The 26481-nt window shown below is 47.8% G+C and carries 22 protein-coding genes; 9 read left to right on the forward strand and 13 right to left on the reverse strand.

Features of this window, described 5'->3' with window-relative positions; all coding sequences use genetic code 11:
- Positions 1–30: 30 nt before the first annotated feature.
- Positions 31–723: a pirin family protein gene (locus SPL68_RS03540; RefSeq protein ID WP_323813688.1), complete on the forward strand. Its 693-nt coding sequence runs from the start codon at positions 31–33 to the stop codon at positions 721–723.
- Positions 724–768: 45 nt separating this feature from the next.
- On the opposite strand, the gene SPL68_RS03545 is transcribed toward SPL68_RS03540, so the two are convergent.
- Together SPL68_RS03545 and SPL68_RS03550 are read right to left on the reverse strand one after the other, a co-directional pair.
- The gene (locus tag SPL68_RS03545; RefSeq protein WP_323813689.1) at positions 769–1437 is read right to left on the reverse strand and encodes a fumarylacetoacetate hydrolase family protein; all 669 of its coding nucleotides are present in this window, start codon (positions 1435–1437) and stop codon (positions 769–771) included.
- 20 nt (positions 1438–1457) lie between these two features.
- Positions 1458–1997 (reverse strand): gamma carbonic anhydrase family protein, encoded by a 540-nt coding sequence (locus SPL68_RS03550; RefSeq protein ID WP_323813690.1) that lies wholly within the window; start codon positions 1995–1997, stop codon positions 1458–1460.
- Between the two features lie 82 nt (positions 1998–2079).
- On the opposite strand from SPL68_RS03550, the gene prlC reads away from it, so the two are divergent.
- The 6 genes from prlC to SPL68_RS03580 all read left to right on the forward strand — a co-directional run bounded on the left by prlC (position 2080) and on the right by SPL68_RS03580 (position 11382).
- Positions 2080–4152 (forward strand): oligopeptidase A, encoded by a 2073-nt coding sequence (prlC, locus tag SPL68_RS03555; RefSeq protein ID WP_323813691.1) that lies wholly within the window; start codon positions 2080–2082, stop codon positions 4150–4152.
- Entirely contained in the window at positions 4153–4404 is a 252-nt protein-coding gene (locus tag SPL68_RS03560) for a YheV family putative zinc ribbon protein (RefSeq protein WP_323813692.1), read from the forward strand.
- Between the two features lie 512 nt (positions 4405–4916).
- On the forward strand, positions 4917–7964 hold the full coding sequence (locus SPL68_RS03565; RefSeq protein WP_323813693.1) for a TonB-dependent receptor: 3048 nt from the start codon (positions 4917–4919) through the stop codon (positions 7962–7964).
- 98 nt (positions 7965–8062) lie between these two features.
- Entirely contained in the window at positions 8063–8836 is a 774-nt protein-coding gene (locus SPL68_RS03570) for a SapC family protein (RefSeq protein ID WP_323813694.1), read from the forward strand.
- Between the two features lie 6 nt (positions 8837–8842).
- Positions 8843–9868: a cupin-like domain-containing protein gene (locus SPL68_RS03575; protein ID WP_323813695.1), complete on the forward strand. Its 1026-nt coding sequence runs from the start codon at positions 8843–8845 to the stop codon at positions 9866–9868.
- A gap of 11 nt (positions 9869–9879) precedes the next feature.
- A complete protein-coding gene (locus SPL68_RS03580) occupies positions 9880–11382 on the forward strand; it encodes a tryptophan halogenase family protein (protein ID WP_323813696.1) in 1503 nt (500 codons plus the stop codon).
- Between the two features lie 145 nt (positions 11383–11527).
- On the opposite strand, the gene SPL68_RS03585 is transcribed toward SPL68_RS03580, so the two are convergent.
- The 5 genes from SPL68_RS03585 to SPL68_RS03605 form a co-directional block, all read right to left on the reverse strand.
- Positions 11528–12079 carry an outer membrane beta-barrel protein gene (locus SPL68_RS03585; RefSeq protein ID WP_323813697.1) on the reverse strand — a complete coding sequence of 184 codons (552 nt, stop codon included), beginning with the start codon at positions 12077–12079 and terminating at the stop codon, positions 11528–11530.
- A 244-nt stretch (positions 12080–12323) separates the two neighbouring features.
- Entirely contained in the window at positions 12324–13343 is a 1020-nt protein-coding gene (gene hemH / locus SPL68_RS03590; RefSeq protein WP_323813698.1) for a ferrochelatase, read from the reverse strand.
- Between the two features lie 83 nt (positions 13344–13426).
- Entirely contained in the window at positions 13427–13819 is a 393-nt protein-coding gene (locus SPL68_RS03595; RefSeq protein WP_323813699.1) for a gamma-glutamylcyclotransferase family protein, read from the reverse strand.
- A gap of 67 nt (positions 13820–13886) precedes the next feature.
- Positions 13887–15014, reverse strand: a complete 1128-nt coding sequence (locus SPL68_RS03600; RefSeq protein WP_323813700.1) for a PQQ-dependent sugar dehydrogenase — start codon at positions 15012–15014, stop codon at positions 13887–13889.
- 80 nt (positions 15015–15094) lie between these two features.
- A complete protein-coding gene (locus SPL68_RS03605) occupies positions 15095–15814 on the reverse strand; it encodes a helix-turn-helix transcriptional regulator (protein WP_323813701.1) in 720 nt (239 codons plus the stop codon).
- A 195-nt stretch (positions 15815–16009) separates the two neighbouring features.
- Here SPL68_RS03605 and pip point away from each other — a divergent pair, with 195 nt between their 5' ends.
- Positions 16010–16981 (forward strand): prolyl aminopeptidase, encoded by a 972-nt coding sequence (gene pip / locus SPL68_RS03610; RefSeq protein WP_323813702.1) that lies wholly within the window; start codon positions 16010–16012, stop codon positions 16979–16981.
- Between the two features lie 94 nt (positions 16982–17075).
- Positions 17076–17516, forward strand: a complete 441-nt coding sequence (dtd, locus tag SPL68_RS03615; protein WP_323813703.1) for a D-aminoacyl-tRNA deacylase — start codon at positions 17076–17078, stop codon at positions 17514–17516.
- A 15-nt stretch (positions 17517–17531) separates the two neighbouring features.
- Here dtd and SPL68_RS03620 read toward each other — a convergent pair whose 3' ends face one another.
- From SPL68_RS03620 to ubiE, 6 genes are all read right to left on the reverse strand, one after another.
- Complete coding sequence (locus SPL68_RS03620; protein ID WP_323813704.1) at positions 17532–20297, reverse strand: ATP-binding protein; 2766 nt, start codon at positions 20295–20297, stop codon at positions 17532–17534.
- Positions 20285–22102, reverse strand: a complete 1818-nt coding sequence (locus tag SPL68_RS03625) for a putative bifunctional diguanylate cyclase/phosphodiesterase (protein WP_323813705.1) — start codon at positions 22100–22102, stop codon at positions 20285–20287. The genes SPL68_RS03620 and SPL68_RS03625 overlap by 13 nt, the downstream gene beginning before the upstream one ends.
- A 143-nt stretch (positions 22103–22245) precedes the next feature.
- Positions 22246–23229, reverse strand: coding sequence for an aldo/keto reductase (locus tag SPL68_RS03630; RefSeq protein ID WP_323813706.1), 984 nt, complete (start codon positions 23227–23229; stop codon positions 22246–22248).
- Positions 23230–23278: 49 nt separating this feature from the next.
- Positions 23279–24916 carry a ubiquinone biosynthesis regulatory protein kinase UbiB gene (gene ubiB / locus SPL68_RS03635; protein WP_323813707.1) on the reverse strand — a complete coding sequence of 546 codons (1638 nt, stop codon included), beginning with the start codon at positions 24914–24916 and terminating at the stop codon, positions 23279–23281.
- A gap of 167 nt (positions 24917–25083) precedes the next feature.
- Complete coding sequence (locus SPL68_RS03640) at positions 25084–25698, reverse strand: ubiquinone biosynthesis accessory factor UbiJ (protein WP_323813708.1); 615 nt, start codon at positions 25696–25698, stop codon at positions 25084–25086.
- Positions 25698–26447, reverse strand: coding sequence for a bifunctional demethylmenaquinone methyltransferase/2-methoxy-6-polyprenyl-1,4-benzoquinol methylase UbiE (gene ubiE / locus SPL68_RS03645; protein ID WP_323813709.1), 750 nt, complete (start codon positions 26445–26447; stop codon positions 25698–25700). Before ubiE ends, SPL68_RS03640 begins: the two co-directional genes overlap by 1 nt.
- Between the last annotated feature and the right edge of the window lie 34 nt (positions 26448–26481).

A 26481-nucleotide genomic window follows, 5' to 3' on the forward strand; every position in this document is an offset into this window, starting at 1 on the left:
TATATCCGCGCACAAAAACGGAGGTGAATCATGATCAGCATCAGACGTAGTGAAGAACGCGGCGGCGCCAACTTCGGTTGGCTGGATAGCAAACATACTTTTTCATTTGGCAGTTATTACGATGAGCGTCACATGGGGTTTTCTGCGCTGCGCGTAATTAACGATGACCGCGTAACGCCCGGTGCCGGTTTTGATACTCACGGCCACCGCGATATGGAGATTATCAGTTACGTACTTGACGGCGAAATCGCTCACAAAGACAGCGAAGGCAATGTGGCAACCCTGCCGCGGGGTGAGTTTCAGTTGATGTCTGCGGGCAGCGGAATTCGTCACAGTGAATTTAATCCATCGCGCACAAAAGGCTTACACTTTTTGCAAATCTGGATTCAACCCAATGTATACGGCGAAGCGCCGGGATATCAGCAAAAAGATTTTGGCAACAACAAAGGCTTAACTCTTGCGGTAAGCCCGGATGGTGAAGCAGGTAGTTTGGTGATCAAACAGGATGCGCGCATTTATCAATTGTTGTTGGAGCCAAAAGCGCAATCGACTTTACCAACCCAAAAATCGCGTCACTATTATGTTCATGTGATTGATGGCGAATTGGAAATTGCCGGTGAAATTGTAAAACCCGGTGATGGAGCGAAATTAGCGGATATTGATGTGCTGGAGTTAACGGCCACAGCGCAAGCAGTAAAAGCCCTTGTATTTGATTTGCCGTGATTAGAGATAAAAAATCAGGTGAGTAAATCACCTGATTTTTTAGTGTTATTCAGTCACTTTCAATTTCAGTGCTTGCGAAAACCCTTCCAGTTGTGCAATCAATTCATCACCTTTTTGTACTGGCCCAACACCTGCCGGAGTGCCAGTAAAAATCAAATCGCCCGCTTCTAGTTTTATATAACGCGATACTTCGGCAATCAAATCAGGAATCGACCACACCATATCGCGCCAGTTGCCGCGCTGTACTTCTTCGCCATTGCGCGTCAATACTAAATCGCCGTATTTTTCCAAATCAGCAAGTGATTCTTGTTTGATTGCAGTACAAGGTGCTGAACCATCAAAACCTTTTGCCAGTTCCCAGGGGCGGCCTTGTTGTTTGGCTTCTTTTTGTAAATCGCGGCAGGTCATATCCAAACCTATCGCAAAACCATATACATAATCTGCTGCGTCTGCGGGAGAAATATGTGCGCCGGATTTGCCGATCGCCACCACCAATTCAATTTCGTGTTCGACCTGTTGGGAAAAATGTGGGTAGATAAAATCATCGCCATTTTGCGCGAGTGCGCTCTGCGGTTTAAAAAAGAAAAACGGCGGTTCGCGCTCTGGGTCGTGCCCCATTTCGCGCGCGTGTTCTGCGTAGTTGCGGCCGATGCAAATGATTTTATTTACCGGAAATTCAGTGTTGCTTTGGGCAATAGGCAATGCATATTTCATGGAGAATTCCTGAATAAAAATTACTGATTTTCCTGAATGTAAGTATCTTTCAGTTTTACGTAATTATTGGCAGAGTATTTGAAAAAACTGCGCTCGGTATCTTTCAGCGGGCGGATTTGTTTTACCGGTGAGCCCATATACATAAAGCCGGATTCGAGGCGTTTTCCCGGTGGCACTAATGAACCTGCACCAATCACAACTTCATCTTCAATCACCGCGCCATCGAGAATGGTTGTGCCTATGCCGACTAACACGCGGTTGCCAATCGTACAGCCGTGCAAGCAGACTGAGTGACCGACGGTGACATCCTCGCCAATAATCAGTGGGTGACCGGCGGGGTTGTAATCGCTGGCGTGGGTGATGTGCAGCACCGAGCCGTCCTGCACACTGGTGCGCGCGCCTATGCGAATGCGGTGCATATCGCCGCGAATGACTACGCAGGGCCAGACCGAGGAGTCATCTCCGAGTACTACATCACCAATCACCACCGCGGACTCATCAACAAATACCCGCGCACCTAATTCGGGCGTGTGGCCTTGGTAATTTCTAATCGCGCCCATAGATATACTCCTCGAAACCAAACGTAATTGTGGGTGTATGATACGCCAATCCCCGCTAGATTTTCGCCACACGGAGCCTTGAATGAGCAATCCTCTATTAGCCAGTCACAAACTGCCGCCTTTTTCCGCGATTCGCGCTGAGCATGTTGAGCCTGCCATACGCCAATTGATTGATGATGGCCGCGCACAATTGCAGTCCTTGTTGGATGGATTATCGACGCCGAGCTGGAGTAATTTGGCCGCGCCTTTGGAAGCGCAAGGCGATAAGTTGGATCAAGCCTGGGCGCCGGTGAGCCATTTAAATTCCGTCGCTAATAGCGATGAATTGCGCAAAGCCTATACCGAAAGTATCGCCCTGCTGACTGATTATTCGACTGAATTCAGTCAGAACGAAAATTTATACAAAGCCTATCAGCAGTTGGCGGATAGCGAAGAGTTTGCAAAACTCACTCAAGCACAGCAGCAAACTATCAACAACGCTTTGCGCGATTTCCGTTTGGGCGGTGTTGCCTTAAATGAAAGCGATAAAAAACGTTTTGGCGAAATTCAAAAACGTTTATCAGAACTCTCTACACAATTTTCCAATAACGTATTGGATGCAACCCAAGCTTGGTTCAAACAATTTGATAATGCGGAAGCTTTAGCCGGCTTACCGGAATCCGCACTCGCGCAGGCTGCACAAACAGCAGCGCAAAAAAGTCTTCCGGGCTATGTAATCACTTTGGATTTTCCGTCTTACTACGCGGTGATTATGTATGCAGAAAATCGCGCACTGCGTGAAGAAATTTACACCGCGTATGTCACCCGCGCATCGGCGCAAGGTAAAAAATCGGATGGCAGTTCAGCGGCAGAATTTGATAACTCTGAATTAATTGCAGAAACACTTTCGCTGCGTCACGAGTTGGCGAAGTTGCTCGGCTTTAACAATTACGCTGAACGTTCACTGGCGAGCAAGATGGCGGAATCGCCAGAGCAAGTGCTGAATTTCTTAAATGAACTTGCACAAAAATCCAAACCCTATGCTGAACAAGATTACGCCGAGCTGCGCGCATTTGCCGCCGCCAATGGCTGTGCGGATTTGCAAGCTTGGGACACCACTTACTACAGCGAAAAATTGCGCGTAGAGAAATATGCAGTATCGCAAGAAGAATTGCGCCCTTATTTTCCGGCAGAAAAAGTCATCGCCGGCATGTTTGAGGTGGTGCAGCGTTTGTTTGGCATTCAGGTAAAACAAATCAACGAGTTTGATACCTACCATCCGGATGTGCGTTTTTACCATATCGATAAAAACGGCGAACAGATCGCGAGTTTTTACCTGGATTTGTTTGCGCGCGATAAAAAAAGAGGCGGTGCCTGGATGGCCGATTGCCGCGTGCGTCGCCAAACCGATAAGGGCGTGCAATTGCCAGTAGCGTTTCTAACCTGCAACTTCACTCCACCGGTGGGCGAAACTCCGTCGCTGTTAACGCACGATGAAGTGACTACTTTATTCCATGAGTTTGGTCACGGCTTGCACCATATGCTCACGCAAATTGATGTGGCAGCGGTGAGTGGAATTAACGGCGTGGCATGGGATGCTGTTGAATTGCCGAGTCAGTTTATGGAGAACTGGTGCTGGGAGCCGGAGGCGATTCCGTTAATCTCCGGCCACTATCAAACCGGTGAGCCGTTGCCACAAACTCTGCTGGATAAAATGCTCGCCGCAAAAAATTTCCAATCCGGTTTGCAAATGATTCGCCAGCTGGAATTTTCATTGTTCGATTTCCGTTTGCATGCGGAGTACGATCCGGTCGCGCCAAAATCCGTGCAGCAAGTATTAAACGAAGTGCGCGATTTGGTCGCGGTGATTCGCCCACCGGCATTTAACCGTTTTGAAAATAGTTTCAGCCATATTTTTGCGGGCGGCTATGCGGCGGGTTATTACAGCTACAAATGGGCAGAGGTGTTATCGGCCGATGCCTACTCGCGCTTTGAAGAGGAAGGTATTTTTAACCAGCAAACCGGTGAGAGCTTCCTGCAAGAAATTCTGCAGCAAGGCGGCAGTAAAGCGCCGATGGAATTGTTTAAAAACTTCCGCGGGCGCGAGCCGCAAATCGACGCGCTTCTGCGTCATTCTGGCATTGCGGTTTCTGATTTTTCAGGCGAGGCAGCATAAATGGCTTACAGCACTACACGTCGATTTGTCGCGGGCGCGGTTTGCCCGCGCTGTTCAGAGATGGACAAATTAGTTGTCTACAACGAAGAGGGTAAGGATTACCGCGAGTGTGTCGCCTGTGGCTACAAAGAGGAGATGCGCTTTAAGCCGGTCGCGCGCGAGTTGGAAACCCGTGTTAATCAAACCGAAGAAGATAAAAAAGACGCCGTACAGGTGATTAATATCCTGCCTTTTGACAAGCCGAACCACTGATCGGCTTGAGTATTTTCTATCCTTGCCTCAGAACTGACGCATTTATCTTCTAAAAAATTACGGGCGATATTGTTTTTACTAATAAAACGGTATCGCCTGTTTTATTTTCCCTCTCGTATTTTTCGAGCTTTTTTAAAACCGATCATTTCATCAATCAAAATCCTTTTTTTAGTGCTACTCGCGTATAGATTTATGCGCCAATGTGTGGCCTGCCGTAACAGTTCTTAACTTTCTGCGCCTCATGACAATACATTTTGTTGTAGTCAATATGAACATATGATACTTGTATTCAACCATGCAAAAGCACACACCCTGTGCGACTCATAAGTACAACACGGCAATGGTGAATAAAAAGGGAAACGAGCCGCAGTGCTCGGTGTGGCCAGAGCATCTTGTTCGCGAGATGAATCCGGGTTGATTGCCCATCCCCTGGGGTGACTAATCCGGCGTAGTACCAATAAAAGCAGTACCAATAAAAATCCTGAACATAATTAGTCAAATAGGAGTACTTCATGAACACAAGGGCGAAATTCAATAAAAAACTCATCGCGACAGTTATCGCATCCACCGCTGTTACCGGGCTGAGTGGTTTTGCGATGGCACAGGGCGGTGAGGTAGTCGAAGAAGTTATGGTTACCGGTATTCGTGCGTCTATGGAGCGCGCGATGGATGTAAAACGCAATTCATCGGGTGTGGTTGATGCGATTAGCGCAGAAGATATCGGTAAATTCCCGGATACCAACCTTGCTGAATCCCTGCAACGTATTACCGGTGTGTCGATTGATCGCACCAACGGCGAAGGCTCGCGCGTCACTGTGCGCGGCTTTGGCCCTGACTACAACATGGTGACCCTGAACGGCAGAACCCTGCCAACTGGTAGCGCCTATGGTGGCAGCTCGGGGGCGGACGCTTCTACTCGCGGCGGTAACTCAAGAGCGTTTGATTTTGCCAATCTCGCGTCTGAATCTGTTTCAGGTGTAGAGGTGTACAAAACCGGTAAAGCCAATATCGCTGCGGGTGGTATAGGTGCAACTATCGATATCAACACCGCTCGCCCGCTGGATAACCCTGGCCTTAAAGCGACTTTTGGCGCTAAAGCCGTTGCGGATACCACCAACCGCACTGGCGATGACATCACTCCGGAAATTTCCGGTCTGGTGAGTTGGAGCGATGATAATGAAGTCTTTGGTGTGTCATTGAGCGCAAGTTTTCAAGAGCGCGATTCAGGTTACACCGGCGCTACCGTTAACGACTGGTCGGTTGCCGAATGGGGTGGCGGTGACAGCAGTACGCTCTATAACAATCCTGCGTCCAGTGCGATATTTGCGAACGCACCAGAGGTTGGCCAACTTTATTCGCGCCCTAATGATGTTCGCTACACCTTTGCAGACCAAGAGCGCGAACGTACTAACGCACAATTGACCTTGCAATTCCGTCCGGTTGAAAACCTGACCGGTACCTTGGACTACACCTTCGCGCAAAAGAGCCAATCCGAGCATCGCGGCGAAGTCACCACCTGGGTGCAAAACGGTTCTTTCCTCGATTACGTCGAGTTTGATGATTCTGCGATTGCAACGCCACGAATCATCACGGAAACCTACAGCCCTGAAACCCGCGATATCGGCTTTTCACAGCAGTACCGCTCGCAGGAAGATACTCTGGAATCCGTTGGTTTAAATCTGGATTGGGAGGTGAACGACCAGTTCACTCTGAGCCTCGATGTGCATGACTCAACACTGGAAAGTTTGCCTACCGGCCCCGGTCACTCCGGTGAATTGGATATCGGCGTGGGCGCACCTATCAAAACTGGCGCCAGCTGGGTATTTAGCGGTCAGGAAATTCCAAGCTGGACGCACACGATTAATGGAACTTTAGGTGAAGAAGATCTTAGTTCGTCGGTAATGCGTATCTGGTCGGCGGAGCAAATCTCCGAAGTGACGCAAGCGAAAATCGATGCGCAATGGGAATTTGAAGATGGCCGTTTCGACTTTGGTATCGAGCGCCGTGAAATGGGTTCCAACACCATCAACTACAACGGTAACAACAACCAGGTATTGGGTGGTTGGGGTGCATCTGCACCGGGCGAATTCCCCGAAGGTTCATTCGAGCCATTCGATGTGGCGGGCGAATTTAATGATGTAAGCACAGGCAATTCTCCGCATATTGGTTACCGTGGTGACGCACGTGAGTTGGGCGAGTTTCTGGTCAGCAAGTACACTGCACAGGCCGCTTATATTGGTGTTGAAGACAATCAATTGGCGAGTACTCGCAACAGTAAAAGCAACAACGATATTCAGGAAAATACTGATGCTGTTTATGCCCAGTTGGGCACTACCGGCCAATTGGCAGGGCGCGATGTAGATATCCTTGCTGGTTTGCGTTATGAGTCCACCAAGCAAACTTCATCATCAGACACGCCACTGCTATCGCATTTTGTTTGGCAATCTGACAACGATTTCCAGCAGGTTTATTTGCCCGCAGGTGAAATGACGGTTTCCAAAAACAGTTACGACGCCTTGTTGCCCAACCTGGATTTGGCTGTTCATCTGACCGATGACCTGATCAGCCGTTTCTCCTACAGCAAAACCATTGCTCGCCCCGGTTTGACCTCATTGGGCGCTGCGATTTCCGGTTATGGCATCAACGGCTCCAGTCTGAACGACGGCACTACTGTGCAAGCTACAGGTAACAACCCTAATCTGGTTCCACTGGAATCCAGCAACTTTGACCTGTCAGTTGAATGGTATTTTGATGACGCGAGTTATGTGTCAGCCGGGTTGTGGGAAAAACGTGTACTCAACTTTGTAGGCACCGAGCAAGTTGAGCGCACTATTGGTGATATTCGCGACCAAACTGCAGGCCCAAGAGCACAAGCTGCATTGGCTGCACTCGAAGCGGAAGGCTTATCGACTGATGACGGTCACATCTATGCGATGATGGCGGTATTGCGCGATCCAGTGACTTACCCGGGCGGTGCGGCTGATTTCGAAGAAAGTCTGGTGCAGGAGTTAGGTGAAAACTGTACTGATATCAGCTGTGACTTTGTGCCTGATGCGAATGATCCACTAATGCTGTTCACTATGCGCAGCCCGGTTAACAATCAGGAAGCGAAAATCTACGGTGCTGAATTTGCTGCACAACACTTCTTCGGTGATACCGGATTTGGTGTGATGGCAAACTACACCATCGTAAAAGGCGATATCAGTTTCGATAACATGGACATCACTGCCAACCAATTTGCCTTGTTAGGTTTGAGTGACACTGCCAACCTGGTATTGATGTATGAAAACTACGGCATTGAAGCTCGTCTCGCTTACAACTGGCGCGACGAATTCCTGAATAGAACCAACGCTGGTGCTGGCAACCCTGGTTATATTGAGGAATACTCACAAATCGATGCTAACGTGACTTACCATATCAATGACAACTGGCAAGTATCGCTTGAAGGTATCAACCTGACCGGTGAAGATCGTCGCGAGCACGCACGCAACAAAAACATGTTGTGGGGTTACGATGACTTAGGCGCTCGTTATCAAATAGGTACTCGTTACACCTTCTAAGTGTTGCGTTAATCCTGCTGATAAAAAAGAGTCGCTTCGGCGGCTCTTTTTTTATCTCGTATTGAAAAATTATAAAAGTTTTGCAGTTGGAGCAGACTATGCAAAAAATAGAAGTATTAAATAACATTGCTCATGAACACTTGCGTGTGAACCATCAATTCTCAACAGAATTGGGTGATAATCTAGCGAGTACGCTCGCGTACGCAACTGAGTTCGCAGAAATTCAAAAAGAATATCCTATTTTATTTCGCAAAAATGCAGGCTCTAGTGAGTATCAAGCCATAGTTTTTTTTGGTTTTCAAAAAGATGAAAACCTGTTTCTGATTGATGCAAATCAAATGCATGAACAGAATCTGAGTGCTTATCCGTGTCCGGGCTGGCGCGCCCAGTATGTGCCTGCTGTAATAGCGCGCGGACCTTTTTCAATCGGTATCCAACGGGAAATAATGAATGGTTCTGAAGTTCATAATCCGGTGGTGCATGTGGATGTGAATCACCCTAAAGTGCAGAATAGTGTTGGGCAGAATCTATTTTTGGAAAATGGTGGAAATAGCGCTTACCTGAATCATATCTCTCGTGTATTAGATACCATCAACAATGGCATTGTGCAGACAAAATTAATGTTTGATGCCTTTAATAAATTTCAATTACTGGAAAATGTGGTATTGGATATAGAGTTTCACAATCAGCAGAAACTAAAAATAACTGGTTTTGAAACTATCAATGCAAATAAGTTGGTAGCTCTTGATGGTGCTACTCTTGAAGAATTGAATCGTTCCGGCTTTTTACAGCTGGCTTATTTTTCGTTAGCTTCTATGTCAAATATCAAGAAATTAATTGATTGGAAAAATCAAAAAAATAGCTACAGGTGATTCGCATTGAATTTGCAAAAAGTAAAAGTGATTCATGGCGTTAGTCCAAACGCTATCCCCAGAGAAATTATCACTGCAGCTGAGCCAATTATATTCAAGGGTTTGGTAAGTGACTGGCCGATGGTGCATGCCGGTCAGGTTTCTGATCAAGCATCAGTGGATTATTTGAAATCCTTTTACAATGGCAACCCGACCATTGTGTGTAAAATTCCTGCGGAAAATAATGGCAGAATGTTTTACAACAGCGATTGCACTCGTCTCGATTACGAAAGTTTCAGAGGGCGAATCGACGAAACACTCGATTTGATTCTGCAATCAGCGCAACAGCCGAACAGTCCGACTTATTACATCGCCTCCAATATTATTGCGACCCACCTGCCTGGTTTTAACGAAACCAACTCGTTAATTGTTCCGCGTGAACCTCATATGGATGCGCTGGCCGATAGAGTTAGCGTATGGATTGGAGGGGCAACAACAGCAACTTGTCATTTTGATGCACTGGATAATATTGCCTGCTGTGTTGCAGGTAAGCGCCGTTTTACGCTCTTTGCGCCTGATCAAGTTGGCAATTTATATCCGGGGCCATTAGAACCAACGCCGGGTGGGCAAGTGATCAGCATGGTGGATTTTAAAAATCCCGACTTTGAAAAATTTCCGCACTTTCAAACTGCATTGAATAATGCACAGGTTGCTGAATTGGAACCGGGGGATGCGCTCTATATTCCCAGCATGTGGTGGCATCACGTAGAAAGTTTAAAGTCCTACAATATTTTGGTGAATTATTGGTGGGAAGATTCGCCGGCATTTTTAAGCTCGGGCATGAATGCAATGTATTTGGCGATGCTCGGCATTCGCGATAAATCTGCACACGAACGCGCAGCTTGGCGGCATTTGTTTGACTACTACATTTTTAATGGTCCAGAAAAAGCCAATGCACATATTCCCATCGAGGGCAGAGGATTTTTGCAAACATTAGATCGGCTGTTGGGAAGAAAGCTGAGAGCCATGCTACTGAATAAATTAAATCGTTAAAGAATTTAACAATGGATAAAAACGTGGACGATAACAATAAACACCATAAAAAAATGAAAGTCGTTATTGCCGGCGGCGGCACCGCCGGTTGGATAAGTGCAGCAGCTCTGTCACATCAAATGGGAGAAATCCTCGATATTACTTTGGTGGAATCGCTAGAAATTGGCACTATTGGTGTGGGTGAAGCCACTATTCCACCTATGCGAACTTTTCATCGGCTTTTAGGCATTAATGAACAAGAGTTTATGCGTGCAACCAATGCCACGTTTAAGCTAGGAATCCAATTTGAAAATTGGAAGCAAGTTGGCGAAAAATATTTCCATTCTTTTGGTGTCACTGGCAAACAAACGGTTGTTGCCGATTTTATCCACTTTTGGCTCAGAGGCCGCAACCTCGGTATTGCAGATGATTTTGGCAACTATTGCCTCGAATACAAAGCTGCTCTAAAGGAGCGTTTTGGTATTAATGAGCAAGCAAGATTAAATTATGCGTTTCATTTAGATGCTGGCCGCTATGCCAGCTTTCTACGTGCACGTGCAGAGGCGCGCGGTGTTACTCGTGTTGAAGGAAAAATTGCCAGTGTGCAGCAAAATCCTGAATCGGGTTTTATCACTTCTCTGACAATGGATTCAGGTTTGGAAATTCCGGGCGATTTATTTATCGATTGCACGGGTATGAGAGGTTTGTTAATTGAACAGACCTTGCAGACTGGATATGAGGATTGGTCGCACTGGCTGCCGTGCGACAGTGCTATTGCTGTGCAAACAGAATCGACAAGTGCTGCATTACCTTACACTCGCTCGATTGCGCATCACGCCGGTTGGCGCTGGCAAATTCCATTACAGCACCGAGTTGGAAATGGTTTGGTCTTTTCCAGTCAGCACATGTCGCAAGATGAAGCGACAAGTATGTTGTTATCGAATGTTGATGGCAAAGTGCTTACCGAATCAAAACCGATTAAATTTAGAACAGGCAAACGCAAAAAATCCTGGAATAAAAACTGTGTTGCGGTAGGTTTGGCTTCGGGTTTTTTGGAGCCGTTGGAATCAACCAGCATTCACATGATCATGACGGCGATTACGCGTTTGTTGCAGTTATTTCCACATGGCGAAATTCGCCCATCGATTGTGAACGAATTTAATTTGCAAGCTGAAAGTGAAATTGCGCGTATTCGCGATTTTATTATTTTGCACTACAAGGCAACCGAGCGTGACGATAGCTCTTTTTGGCGCTACTGCAAAGAAATGGATGTGCCTGAAGAGCTTGAGCATCGCATAAGGCTATTTAAAGAAGTTGGAAAATCATTTCAGGTTGAGGGCGAGCTATTTCGCTTGGATTCCTGGACCCAAGTCATGCTTGGTCAGGGGCTAATGCCGGAGTCATATCACCCTATGATCGATTTGATGTCAGAGCGTGATTTGAATTTATTCCTCAATAATATCGCTGCCGATGTCGATAAAAATATCGCTACACTTTTTTCTCATCAAGAGTTTGTAAATAAATATTGTGCTTGAATGTGAAGCGATAGGACTAACTGTACAAATCAAAAAAACCGAAATACAGTTCAGGTGCAGCTCAAGGTGACGAGGTTTAAGTAATCAATTCCCGATACGTTCGGTATCGGGAATTTTATTTCGCAAAAAACAACTGCGCAATTAATTAAAAAGTATAGCTAGCGCCTACTGAAATCATATACAAGTCATCAACGTTATCAAGTTCCAGAGCTTCATATTCTGCGCGCAATGCAAAAGAGGTGAATTTGAGTTTGGCACCAACACCCCAAGCAGTTGCATTTTCTGAATCATTACCTTTGATATCTCCTACAGAGGTATCTAAAACACTGTCCAGATCAGTATCTGAGTAACCTATCTTGCCGAACACACCAATTAGGCCAAAATTCAAACCAACCAGTCCAAACAGCTCGGAAGAGGTGACTTCAGTATTTACACCATTGCCACCAAATTTACCGTATTCGCGGTAATCCGCTTCAACCGCCAAATCAAGCAGTGGTAGCACACCAAAGTTATAACCAAAAAACAGCTTGTAACCATTGTCATCATCTTTCAGATTGAAACCACCAATATCATCTGATTCAACAGATGTCTGACCGATGCTGCCACCAACGTACAAACCAGTGTCACTACCAGCCCAGCTAACCATAGGCGCGCCACCCAGAGCCAACAATAAGGACGTTGCAATTAACTTTTTCATAAACCACTCCTTTAAACCCGATTAATAACACCTGTTGTTAACAACAATAGATAACACAGCTGAAAACAACAGGTAAAAACACTTGTATATAGAATAATAAACGACAAAAATCGCGCACCGATTACCAGTGCAACAATAGCCTAATCGGTTAATTTGAGTTTGTCATTAACGCTTTCGGCGTGGAAATCAGTATTAGCAGATAATGATGACAGCCAATAGCACAGAGTTATCAATTTCAACCAAACTACCGCTGGCGGATTAAGGCGGATAACGCTTGGATGTGATCCGGACGATCATTTAATGCAGGAATATAGGCGTATTTTTCGCCGCCAGCATTCATAAACGTATGGCGGTTTTCGACGGCCAATTCTTCCAATGTTTCCAAACAGTCGGCACTGAATGCGGGGGATAAAATTGCGACATCCTTTACGCCCTCCGCAGGTAAATTTTTCAGGGTTTCATCTGTGTAAGGTTTTAACCACTCCGCATAACCAAAGCGCGATTGAAAGCTGGTGATGCAATCGTTTTTATCCAATCCTAATTTTTCGCTAACCAAGCGAGTTGTTTTCACACAAAAACAATAATAGGGATCTCCAAGCTCCAGATTGCGCTTTGGTGTTCCATGATAGGAAAAAATAATTTTTTGCGGCTTTCCATTTTGCTCAATATGCTCGCGTACTGAATTTGCCAAGGCTTCAATATACAGAGCGTCATCACAATAATCATTAATAAAATGCAATTCAGGAACCCAGCGCCAACGCGACAGTTCTTTGCTTACCGCATCAAAACTGGAGCCGGTAGTTGGCGCGGCATACTGCGGGTAAAGTGGCAGCACAATAATTTTGCGCACGCCCTCTTTTTGCAATTCGCGCAATGCGCTGGCAATGGATGGGTTGCCATAACGCATGCCCAATTTAACGCTGTAGCCATCGCCCAGTTGGTTTTGAATCGCACTCTGTTGCTGTTTGCTGATTACTAATAAGGGCGAACCCTCACTCATCCACACATCTTTATAAAGTGCTGCGGATTTTTTCGGGCGCACACGCAAAATAATGCCATGCAATATACATAGCCAAATAAAGCGAGGAATTTCAATAACGCGCGGATCAGATAAAAACTCACGCAAGTAGCGACGCAATGCAGGTGTAGTGGGAGCATCGGGAGTTCCTAGATTAACCAAGAGTACACCGACTTTTGCTACAGGCTTACCAGCGGAATGAAAGACTGGATCTATATCGTAATTCAGGGCGCTGAACTTATTCATGCTAACTCCACACACTATTGCATTGGTGATTGAAAAACGCGCACAACATACCTGCAGACTCTGCGAAAATCCAGCTGCAGAGATTAAGGGTTGAGAAAATCACCGCTGGCGATCAACTCCAACTGATCGTAATCATGTTGATAGGCATAAACCCAGACCGACAAGTATTCGCCCGTATCAGTCAGCACTTGTACTTGTATGCGTTGATATTCCTGTTGCGGCAATGCCGGGTAAGTGCATTCCTCATAAGCATCCAACTGTGCAAGCTGTTCTGCGGAGGCTAACTGATAAACTTCGCCCGTTACTCTGCCTGCATTTTCATCCAACACCAAGGCCGGGTAATAACTCACGCGAAATAGTTTTCCGTTAAGTGTAGCGCGGGCAATAAATTGTGCATTGGCCAGATAAGTGGCATGGGCACCGCTCGTACAATCGCGGCGTAAAGTGCCATACACAAATAACAATTCGCCCTGCATAAACAGACCTCACAAAGAAAAACTCCCGCATCTGCGGGAGCTTCATCTAGCAATTAATCAGCACGCATTAGTTAGTGGGTGATAATTGATAAATTTTACTCTTGGATTCATCGGTAACCAAATACACCAAACCATCCGGCCCCTGTACTACTGTGCGCAAACGTTGCCCAACATCTTCTTTTAGCAATCGCTCTTCTTTGGTAATTTGTTCACCATCAACGACCAAACGCACAAGTGTCTGCTCGCGCAAGCTGGCTAATAATATATTGTTTTTCCATTGCGGAAATTTATCGCCGGTATAAAAAATAAATCCGGCGGTAGCGATGGAGGGAACCCATTTATAAATTGGCTGCTCCATGCCGTCTTTATGAGTGCCTTCGCCGATTTTTCCGCCGCCGTAATTTTCACCGTAAGTGATTACCGGCCAGCCGTAATTTTTTGCGGCGCGATCAATATTTATTTCATCGCCGCCTTGTGGGCCATGTTCGCCCGTCCAGAGTTCTTTGGTGAGCGGATTAATCGCCGCGCCCTGCATATTGCGATGACCATATGACCAAATCTCTGGCAGAGCGCCCGTTTTATTTACGAAAGGATTATCCTTTGGCACAGAGCCATCGGCGTTGATGCGCACAACTTTGCCTTGGTGATTATCAAGCGTTTGGGATTTATCTTTTTCGCTGTACCGTTCGCCCAGAGTAATAAATAAAGTGCCGTCTGGTGCCCACACCAAACGCGAACCAAAGTGATTATTGCTATCCACTTTCGGTTGTTGGCTGAATACGCGCGTTACATTGTCCAACTTATTGCCATTGAGCGTGGCGAAACTCACTGCGGTACTGTTTCCGCCTTTCCCCGGCTCGGAATAACTGAAATAGATTTTTTTGCTGGTGGCAAAATCCGGTGCAAGTACCACATCCAACAAACCGCCCTGACCGCGCGCTACGATTTCCGGCAAACCACTTAAAGGCTCACCCAATTTTCCATCGGTACTGACAATACGCATCCGCCCCGGACGCTCAGTTACTAACATGCTGCCATCGGGCAAAAACGCCATGCCCCAGGCGTTTTCCAAACCTTCGGCGATGGTGTTGATCTGAATTTTACCTGCATCGGTTTTTACGGTGAGAGCTTTAGCGCTAATCACCGGAGCGATAGTAGCCAGGCAGAATGCAAGGCTAAGTGTGCGAAGTTTCATGTTGTTCTCCTGAGTTGATAATTCAGGGTAACAAGGCGGTTGTAGGAGGGCAATTCAAGGTTTGTTAAGCGAATCGGCGCTTACGCTGGTGCGTTGCCATTTGGTTCTTGCTCACATTTTTCTTTCATCAATTGCAAAAAATGTTTGAGGCTTTTTTTGTCGCTGGTTGCGAATTTTTCATCGGTAATGATGACGGATTGAATGCGATCCAAGCGGAAGGTGCGATAGTCATTGCGCAACTGGCACCAGGCTACCAGCGTCCAGACTTTGCCCCAAAAAATCAGCCCCAAAGGTTCGATGGTGCGCGAGCTGTGTTGTTCATCGGCGCGCACATAATCAATCACCACACACAAATGCAAACGGATCGCCTCACGCATGGGCTGGCTGTGGGCGGTATAAAACTTTTGCACTTCTTCCATGTTGGGCACCAGCAGCGGCAGGCTTTCGTCGCTGTGGCGCAAATGATCGGGGAGTACCGCGAGGATTTTTTGAATCGCCTGATTGGCATGTTGCGCCATATCGGTATCACCCCAAGCGCTCACCATGCGTGCGCCTAGCAACAGTGCTTCAACTTCTTCGCGGTCAAACATCAGCGGTGGCAATTGATAGCGGTGCGAGAGGCGATAACCAACGCCCGCTTCGCCTTCAATTGGCACGCCCGATAAACTGAGCGATTGAATATCGCGGTATATAGTGCGCTCGGAAACGCGCAAATGCTCGCTCATCTGCTTGGCAGTCAGCACTGTGCGGCGGTTGCGCAGCAGGGTGGTCAATTGAAAAAGACGTTCAGCGCGATGCATAGAAGGCTCGGGGCAGGTTCTGGTGGCAAGGTGGATGCGCTATCCTAGCCAAGGCTTACTGACAATTCGTGTCAGCAGGCATGATATTAGGCGATCAGGCTCGAAAAGTCGCCGCTTCCGGGAGCCGCTGTGCTACCTTTAGTGGGCGCTAACCCGCAGCATCCCTCCAGTGATTGATCTGAACAAGGCGAGTTTATGCAGATTTTTTATCCCGAGATAAAACCCTACCAACGTCACCAAATTGCCGTAGAAGCCCCCCATGAATTGTATGTCGATGAATCCGGCAACCCGGACGGTATCCCCGTACTCTTCGTTCATGGCGGCCCTGGCGCTGGTTGCGGCAAATACGACCGCCGCTTTTTTGACCCGGAAGTCTATCGCATCGTCCTGTTTGATCAGCGCGGCGCTGGCCGTTCGCGCCCGCATGCTGAGCTGCAAAACAACAGCACCCAAAAGCTGGTTGAAGATATTGAAGTTATTCGCACCACGCTTGGCATCGATAAGTGGGTACTGTTCGGCGGCTCTTGGGGTTCAACCCTTAGCCTTGTGTACGCCCAAACCTACCCTGAGCGCGTATTGGGATTAATTTTGCGCGGCATTTTTCTGTGCCGCCCGGAAGACATCAACTGGTTTTATCAGGAAGGTGCCAGCCGTATTTTCCCCGATTACTGGGAAGATTTTATCGACCAAATCCCTGAGGCCGAGCGCGGCAATTTATTAGAGGCTTACTATCGCCGCCTGATTGGCGAAAACCAGATCCAGCAAATGTCAGCCGCTAAAGCTTGGTCGGGCTGGGAAGGACGCACAGCGACGCTGAAGCCTTGTCAGGATGTAGTGGATTCCTTCACCGAGCCGCACCGTGCTTTATCGCTTGCGCGCATCGAAGCCCATTATTTTATGAACAATTCTTTCCTCGAGCCCAACCAAATTTTGCGCGATGCCCATAAGCTCGCGGGCATTCCCGGTGTGATAGTGCATGGCCGCTACGATGTTATCTGCCCGCTGGATAATGCCCACTCTTTGCATCAGGCATGGCCGGATTCTGAGCTGATTATTATCCGCGAAGCTGGTCACGCCTCGCGCGAGCCGGGCATTGTCGATGCACTGATTCGCGCAACCGATGAAATGGCAAAAACGCTGTTGAATACTGGCGATCAACTCGCGTAATTTTTTAGCGATTTATCCCATGCTGAACGGAGCCAATTGGCTCCGTTTTTATTATCACTTTTATTTTTTAATTATTAAGACCGCGAGCCGCACCATGTTAGGTTTAATCCAGCGCGTAAAAAAAGCATCGGTAGATGTAAACAATGAAACCGTCGGCGAAATTCAGCAAGGTATTCTATTGTTACTCGGCATTCAGAAAACCGATACAGAAGAAACTGCCAATAAGCTGATCGATAAAATTCTCGGCTATCGTATTTTTTCAGATAGCGAAAACAAGATGAATTGCAATCTACAGCAGGTAAATGGTGGAATCTTAATCGTCTCGCAATTTACACTCGCTGCCGATACCAAAAAAGGCACACGCCCGAGCTTTTCATCTGCCGCGCCACCGGCGCAAGCAGAAGCACTTTACGATTATTTTGTGCTGCAGATGCGCGCTAAACACGCGCAGGTGGCGACAGGTATTTTTGCAGCTGATATGCAAGTCAGTTTGGTGAATGATGGGCCGGTTACGTTTATGCTGGAGATGGATTAGGGAGCTTCTGATAAATTAAGCAAGCCATGTGCGGCAAAGGGATTCGATTTTTTCCAGATCGTACTGGCGCAACGCACTCAGCAATTGTTGATGGCGTTTTTTTCCGAGCTGCTCAATAGTGAGTTCGTTGATTTGTTTTTTGCACGCACTCATATCGCCGCTTTCAGCAAAGTTGGCGAGCACCTGCAACTGCGGTTTTATTTTTTGTAAGTCTATGTTTGCTTCATCTTCGATTCTGTCATCCTGGATGACTTCATCACCAAGAGCGCATGCAATATCATCAAATTTAACCTGAGCAAAATGATGAAGGGCATTAAACACATCATCAAACGCATAGGGTTTACCGATAAACTCTTGAAAGCCCTGCGCCAAATAATAGGCGCGCTCGTGCTCTAAACTGGATGCTGAAACCGCGACAATTGGTGTGTCTTTATAAGACGATAATGTACGCAGGCGGCGCAACATTTCCAGCCCATTAACATTGGGCATGCGGATGTCGGTAAAAATAATATCGAACGACTGCGCCAAACACAGCGCCAGCGCTTCGCGGCCATCGTGAGCAGCGTAGGTTTCGCAACCGATTTGCTGCAACAGATCAACCAGAATTTCGCAGCTGGCTAAATCATCTTCTACTACCAACACTTTGCATTGAGAGCCTAATTCCAAGCGGGCGTTGTGTTGGGTATTGCGTGTGTCCAGCACAATATTTTCACTCACCAATGGCAAGCGTAAATGCGCGAGCGTTCCCTGACCGAGAATGCTGGAGAGTTTTAAACTGCCGCCCATACCTTCGGCAAGGTGACGAGAAAGCGTTAGCCCTAAACCTGTACCGCCTGCATCTTCACCTGCTTGCCCCTGCTTAAATGCGGCAAATAATTCTGCTAACTCCTGTTCGGAAATTCCGGGGCCGGTATCGCCAATCACAAATTCAACTTCATCCGCGAGGTGAGCAACGTACAAACTCACACTGCCTTGCGGGGTAAACTTAATTGCATTGCCTAACAGGTTTAATAAAATCTGACCGATTTTTTGGCGATCCCCTTTTACAACATAAGGATCAGGCAAATCGACTTGGGTAATTAAATTCAAACCTTTATTGTGCGCGCGCTCCGCCATAATAGTTTGGGTGTCGGCTACTTCCTGATGCAAATCAAAATATTCTTTGCGCAAATTCAATACGCCCGATTCAATTTTGGAGAGATCGAGTACATCGTTGATCAACCCCAGCAAGCGTTGACTCGCCACTAAAATTAATTGCAAGCGCTCGCGTTGGTTGCCAGTGAATTGTTCGTCGCGCATCAGTAACTGGGTGTAGCCCAAGACGGCATTGAGCGGCGTGCGAATTTCATGGCTCATATTGGCAAGGAAACGGCTTTTTGCACGAGTTGCTTGCTCCGCCGCCTCTTTGGCAAGCGACATTTGATTCTCTGCATTTTTTTGTGCAGAAATGTCGCGCCCTATTCCCAAAATTCCCACGGCATTTCCCTGTTCATCGCGCACGGCGACTTTTAGGGTATCCAGCAACAATTGTTCGTTTTCATTTAACGGAATTGTTTGTTCGTAGCGGTGTAGTTCGGTACTTATTAATGCTTGCTGATCATTGTGGCGAAACAACTCTGCCAGTTCGCGCTCGACCAATTGATCTTCCGTATTACCAATAATATTGCTCTCGTCTTGCCCCAACATTTTGGCGAAGGCTTTATTACAGCTGATGTAAATACCATCGAGATTTTTAAACCAAACCGGGTCGGGAATGTTATCGAGCAAGCTGCGCAAGTGTTGCTCGCGCGCGCGCAATGCTGATTGCGACTCCTGCAGTTGCTCCTGCGCTTGCTGCCGCTGCACGACTTCATTGAGCAACCAGTCATTGGCTTTGCGCAGTGCTTGAGTGTGAGATAAAACTTCAGCCTCAAGGCGAGTTTGATTTTCGCGCAGCAATTCATCATGTGCTTGCCGTGTGCGAATGTATGCAGTCAGCAAACCAATCAGCGTCAAACCAATCGCCATAACCGATAATTGCAGCCAACTGGGCTGATACCAGGGGCGCGGGTCCAATTTCGCTGCAAGCGTCATTTCTCGCGCGGCAGCGGCCAGACGCTGTGCTTCACTGTGTTCGATGTAACCCAATGCCGAAACTAAAAAGAACACCAGCCCTACACCAGCGCACAGCAATAAAAATGCTTGCGCGTGAGTGTTTTCACGAATGCGTGGAATTAACGCCCATGCAAATACGGCGGTGACAATCAACATTCCGATGCTGTCGCCCAGCCACCAAAATGCCCAGGTTTTTCCCAGTTCGCCTGAGGGCACCATACCTAATGCGTTTAATGTGAAGCTGCCGATGCTGGCAGAAATAACTGAGCAGAGAAAAACGCTGGCGATAAAAATTAGTGTGCGGCGCAAATTAACCAATAGATTGCTGGTGAATAGGCCGCGATTAATGCGTGCGATCAGCAGCGCTTGAAATACATCCGCACTGCTATTCAGTGCTGCGGCTCCCCAGCTGATATAACTGCGGCCGATGTGCGGATCAAAATGTAAAAGCTGAGTCGCGAGCAGCGCACCGATAAATAAACCCGGCAATATGCGCACACCAAAAAGTAGTAAACCAAATAAAGATAAGCCCGCCGCTGGCCACACCAGTGAAACCTGTGAGGTCAACGAACTCCAGGCCATACCAAATTGCACAAACAAAAAATACGCCACTGCAAAACCTACATTCAGCAGTGGCAGTTTAATAAAAAGATAGGTGGATTTACGCGAGAGGTTTAACCCAGACATTTTTCCAGCGCCTGAAAATTCATTTCTTCCGGGCGGTGATGGTAATAGCCTTGCCCCCAGGTTACGCCCAGGTTATGTAACTGGGCTGCGACCTCTGCAGTCTCAACAAATTCGGCGATCACTTCTTTGCCGAGTGAGGTTGCCATTTCGGCAATAGATTTCACCATCGCATAGTGTGCAGGATCGGTATCCATATCGCGCACAAAAATGCCGTCGATTTTAATTTTGTCGAACGCCAGTTGATGCAAATACGCATAAGAGGCAAAACCGCTGCCGAAATCATCCAGCGCAAAATGGCAGCCCAACTCGCGTAGCGCTTGCATAAAAACGCGCGCCGATTCGACATTCACAATGGCTTGAGTCTCGGTAATTTCAAAACAGAATTTATGTGCGGGTAATTCAAGGCGATTAAAGGTGTTGATAATAAATTGGGCAAATAGCGGCTCGCGAATGGAAATTGCGGAGAGGTTAATTGATACCAAATCCAAACGATCCAATAACTGTGGATGACGGGCAAACAACTCCAATGTGTAGCCAATCATCCATCGATCCAACTCCGGGATTAAATGCAAACGCTCGGCTGGGCCGATAAATTCTCCCGGCGATATCATGCGTTGATGGGGTTCATCCCACAAACGCATCAATACTTCCAAACGATACACTGGTGCAGCGTCACCAGCATAAGCTGGCAAGTATTCAATCATTTGGAAAAAAGCGCGGAATAATTGGCTGTGTACTGCATCCACTAAACGCGATGCCCAATTGATATTGTCTTTGTGCAGGTTGCTGCGTTTGGCAGCATCTTCGTAACTGAAAATACCACCGCGCGCTTCGCGTTTGGCGACGAAAATAACTTCATCGGCCGCGAGCATCACCTGATCGTAGCTCACCATTGCGCGCGTGAGTGGCACAGTGGCGATGGAGGCGGCGAGCTTAAATTGGCGCTCCTCCCACAGAAAATTAAATTGTTCCAGATGCGTCAAAATATTGCGCGCCAGAGCTTCACCTTTATCGCCTTCATCGCAGTAAGTGACTACCGCAAAACGGTCGCCGCCCAGGCGCGCGACAAAATCATCGCGCGTTAACAGTCCGGCAATGCTATCGGAGAATTGGCGCAGCAGTTCATCGCCCGCGATGCAGCCACAGCTTTCGTTAATCAAACGGAAGCGATCAATATCGATCAATAAAAACGAGGCGTCTATATCCTGCATTTGAATGCGGGCGAGCAGTTCGGATACATGGGCTTCAAGGGCGTTGCGGTTGTGCAGGCGGGTGACAAAGTCGTGGGTGGCGAGGTAATTGAGGCGGTCTTGCATGTAGCGCCGCTCGTTAATTTCTTCGCGCAATTGCCGGTTGGCGATAGTCAGTTCAGCAGTGCGCTCACGCACCTTGCCTTCCAGTTCGCGGTTAAAAGACTTTAATTCCGCGAGCAGAGTTTGCCGCTCTAGTTGATGGCGCACTCGCGAGCGCACTTCATCGGCATTAATCGGCTTGGTGATGTAGTCGGCGCCGCCGACGCGAAAGCCTTGGCTGATATCTTCGGTGCGGGCGGTGACAAAAATAATCGGGATTTCGGTGGTGGCCAGATCGGCCTTAAGGCGGGTACATACATCAAAGCCGTTTATGTCCGGCATCATCACATCAAGCAAAATGAGGTCGGGCAATTGCCTCGTTGCCAGCTCCAGTGCTCGCTCACCCGAGGTCGCCACTATAAGTTGGCAATCCAAATCCTCCAGTATTCCGCTGAGGACATCCAGATTTTCGGGGGTATCATCAACCAACAAAATACGCGTCGAGCTTGACATGAGATGAAGATCCATAACTATTGTTGTCATCGGATAATAGCAGATGAAAAAAGAATAGCTACGCGCCGTTTATGAAGTTTTGTTTGGGCAACTCATCGCTGTCAAAAATGTTGTTCTAAGATATCGAAGCTGAGATATTTTTATCAATCGCTGGGCGACCAGACCCCATCATAAAATGTTTTCATTATTGTCTCTCGCTCTTCCCCATTTAATGCATCTACCTTTGTATCAAGTACTAGTTCAAGATTTTTAACTTGTGTAGTCCCCAAGATGCAGCTTGAAATCGCCGGATTCTGTAGTACATAGGCAAACGCAGTCTGCGCGGGTTGTTGCGATTGAATACTGGCGATGGTTTTACGCATAGTCGTTGCGCCAAGCATTAGGCGGCGGCTGGCTGGCTTAATAAGTGATCGGGCCATATACCAAACGTCGGCGGCGCGAGCAAAATGGAAAAAGCGGTTATTTGACAGATGCCCCTGAGCCAAAACGGTGCCAGCTAAAATGGCAGTGCCTGCTTTGTGCATGGCAGTAATGAGAGGCTCACGATCCTGTTGCAGGGCGTTGTAATCAATCAGGGCAACATCAAATAATCCAGGGTTCTGACCCAGATATTGCATTGTTGCACTTGAGTGAGTGTTAATCCCCAGCAACCGAAACTTACCTGCGTGCCGCATTTTGTCCAGTGCAGCTAATAAATCATCATTGATTTGATGCACACCAATTCCATGCAGGTAAAAAATATCAAGATATTCACAATGCAAATTACGCAGCGATTGTTCACAGCAGCGCTGTATGTGACCAGGAGAGTAATCTTGTACCTCGCCCTTAATACCGGCTTGCCCGGTAACTGTACCGGCTTTACTGGATAGGACTAATTGTTCACGCGGCCATTGGGAGTATGCGCGTTGCAGTATGCGCCCCAAGCGCGGCTCTGCATTGTAGTTGGAGTAATTAATACCGGTATCAAATAAATTAACGCCGCGCTCCAAGGCTCTGCGTACAATTTTTTCAGCGGCCACTTCAGAAAAATTGCGGTTTCCCCAAAAGCCCGAACACCCCAATCCTATTTGTGAAACACTTAACCCAGTGGAGCCTAATTGTCTGCGAGGAACGCCAGCATCACTCATTCACATAGCCTTGTTGATGGATACATTAAGGAAGGAAAACACGCAGGATCTATTTTCTAAACCAGACCGCCAGCAAGCCAATTGCGGCCAGCACAATGGTTGATGGGGAGACATCGGTGACAATCCAGTCGCGCAATACGGCTGAGCCCTGCATGTCGCGATAGAAAAAATATCCCGCTGCACCAAAAGCAATCAGGGCGATTAGTTTACGGCGGCCGCGATGCTGCTGCAGATTGCGCTGGGCAATGTCATTTTCTAACGCATCCAACTTTTGGGTGATTTGCGGCAATTGCTGCAAACCGTTGAAGATCAAATCCGGTACCTGCGGGAATTTTTCCATCCACTCAGGCGCATAGCGTTTTAATTCGCCCCACAAGGATTTTGGATGGAAGCGATTTTTCAGCCAGCGCTCCAAAAACGGATGCGCGGTCGCCCATAAATCCAAGTCTGGATACAACTGGCGACCCAGCCCTTCAATATTCAACAGTGTCTTTTGCAGCAATACCAACTGCGGTTGCACTTCCATATCAAAGCGGCGCGCGGTGCGGAACAAACTTAGCAATACATTGGCGAAGGAAATTTCTTTCAGCGGTTTTTCAAAGATAGGTTCACAGACGGTGCGGATCGCCGCTTCCAACTCTTCTACACGCACTGTGCTTGGCACCCAGCCACTCTGCACATGCAGTTCGGCCACTTGGCGATAATCGCGGCGGAACATGGCGAGCAGGTTGCGCGCTAAATAATATTGGTCTTCGCGTGTAAGTGATCCCACTATCGCCATGTCCACAGCAATGTACTGCGGCAACTGTGGATTTTTGCTGGAGACAAAAATATTGCCGGGGTGCATATCGGCATGAAAGAAATTGTGTTCGAACACTTGGGTGAAAAAGATCTCTACCCCGCGCTCGGCGAGTTTTTTCAGATCGGTTTGCTGTGCATTGAGCGCGGTCATATCGGTCACGGGAATGCCGTAGATGCGCTCCATCACCAGCACATTGCTGCGCGTGTAATCCCAGTAGATTTCCGGCACATACAACAGTGGCGAATTTAAAAAGTTGCGGCGCAGTTGTGATGCGTTGGCGGCTTCGCGTTGTAAATCCAGCTCATCAAAAATCGTGGTGCGGTAGTCTTCGACAACTTCAACTGGATGCAGGCGTTTGCCATCGATAGTATTTTTTTCTACCCAGCGCGCGACTAGCAGCAGTAATTCCACATCCTGCGCGATCACTTTTTCAATGCCGGGGCGGATGACTTTGATCACTACATCGCGGCCGTCTTTCAACACCGCGGTATGCACTTGCGCGACCGATGCCGATGCGAGCGGTGAATGTTCATAGCTTGCAAAAACATCTGCAACTTTCGCCCCCAGCGATGCTTCCACTATGCGCAGAAATTCTTCATTGGCAAAAGGTGTGACATTGTCTTGCAGATGATTCAGCTCTTGAACTATATCGTCAGGCACCAAGTCCGGGCGGGTAGAAAGCAGCTGGCCGAATTTTACAAAGATAGGGCCGAGGTCTTCGCAGGCGTGACGCAGACACTCGCCGCGTGACAATTTGGGTTTGGGAAATAACGTAAAGAAAAACAGCAACACACGTGCAGCAAAAGGAATATTTGCGGGCAGTAATTGATCCAGACGATAACGCGCAAATACGCGCAGGATTTTTAATAAACGAAAGAAGACCATTAAAACTCAATTCTCTTTTTTGTTCTAACGTAGGTTGGTGGTGAGGAACGAACCCCAACATGACTTACTCGCGCAACACGACAAGCTCCTTTTGTGATGGCGAATGGGATTGGATTTTTTAGCGATTTATTCGCGTTGCTTTGTTGGGGTTCGTTCCTCACCCCAACCTACAGTTTTCGCTCTGCGATGAGTTTTTCAACACGCGCCGCCGCGCGATCTACCGCCAAACGCAGCTCATCCACCTGCTGATAAAAATCATTTAACTCAGGTTTGCTCGGCAATGTCTTTAATTCTTCGGTAAGAAATTCGCTGGTCAACCGCTGCGCCGATGCCGCGCGGTCTTTAGCCCAACCGAATTTGGCGCGAATAACCTGCGCAGTTTGATGGCCGATAATATCGCCAGTGAACTGGCTAAGCATTTCTTCCCAATCGATATCGAGGTTTTTCACCAGCCGCTGAAAATCGGCGAGCAGCTGCAAGTCGCCCATCACCGTTACGCCGCTGTCTTTTAAATTGTGGATTTCGGTTTGCGATAGCTGCGCGAGTGCAAGTGCTGATCCGGTGATACGCGTATCTACATCGCCATCCCAGTTGCCCATCAAACGCAGCTCATCGTCCATCGGCATTACAAATAGATTGATGGCTGGCGCGGTGATTTGTACGGCGAGGATTTTGCCTTCCAAACGCGCAAGACCAATTCGTGTGGCAGGGTCGTAGCGCAGCGCGGCATTGAGCATTTTTTCCGCGCTGGCGAGGGCGGCCAAGGTGAAAGTATTGCTCATTAAGGTTTGATGCCTTTGTGCAGCGCAACTATGCCGCCAGTCATATTGTGGAATTCGGTACGCACAAAACCGGCGTTGTCCATCATGTCTTTCAGCGTTTGCTGATCCGGGTGCATGCGAATCGATTCGGCGAGGTAGCGATAGCTCTCGGCATCGTTAGTCACCAGCTTGCCCATAAAGGGCAGCACTTTGAATGAGTAGGTATCGTAAATTTTGCTGAGGATGTCGCTCTGCGGTTTGGAGAATTCCAGCACCAGCAAGCGGCCGCCTGGTTTAAGCACACGTTGCATGGAGCGCAGGGCGAGATCTTTATCGGTCACATTGCGCAAACCGAAGGCGATGGTGATGCAATCGAAAGTGTTATCGGGAAACGGCAGGAATTGCGCATCGCACTGGGCGAAGTTGATATTCCCGGCAATGCCGCGATCAGTCAGGCGGTCGCGACCTACACCGAGCATGGAGGCGTTGATGTCAGCCAGTACCACCTGTCCACTGGCGCCCACTAACTTGGCGAATTGATAACTCAAATCGCCGGTGCCGCCGGCGATATCCAATACCTTGTGCCCGGCGCGCACGCCTGAAGCCTCGATGGTGAAACGCTTCCACAGGCGATGAATGCCGCCCGACATCAAGTCATTCATCACATCGTATTTGGCGGCAACTGAGTGAAAGACCTCGGCGACACGTTCGGCTTTTTCTTCAACCGGAACTTGTTGGAAACCAAAGTGAGTGGTTTTTTTATCGTTCATAACAGAGTCCAAAGGCAGGCAGCCCGTGCGGGCA

Source organism: Cellvibrio chitinivorans (genome assembly GCF_035117775.1).
In the GTDB taxonomy this organism is placed as follows: Bacteria; Pseudomonadota; Gammaproteobacteria; order Pseudomonadales; family Cellvibrionaceae; genus Cellvibrio; species Cellvibrio chitinivorans.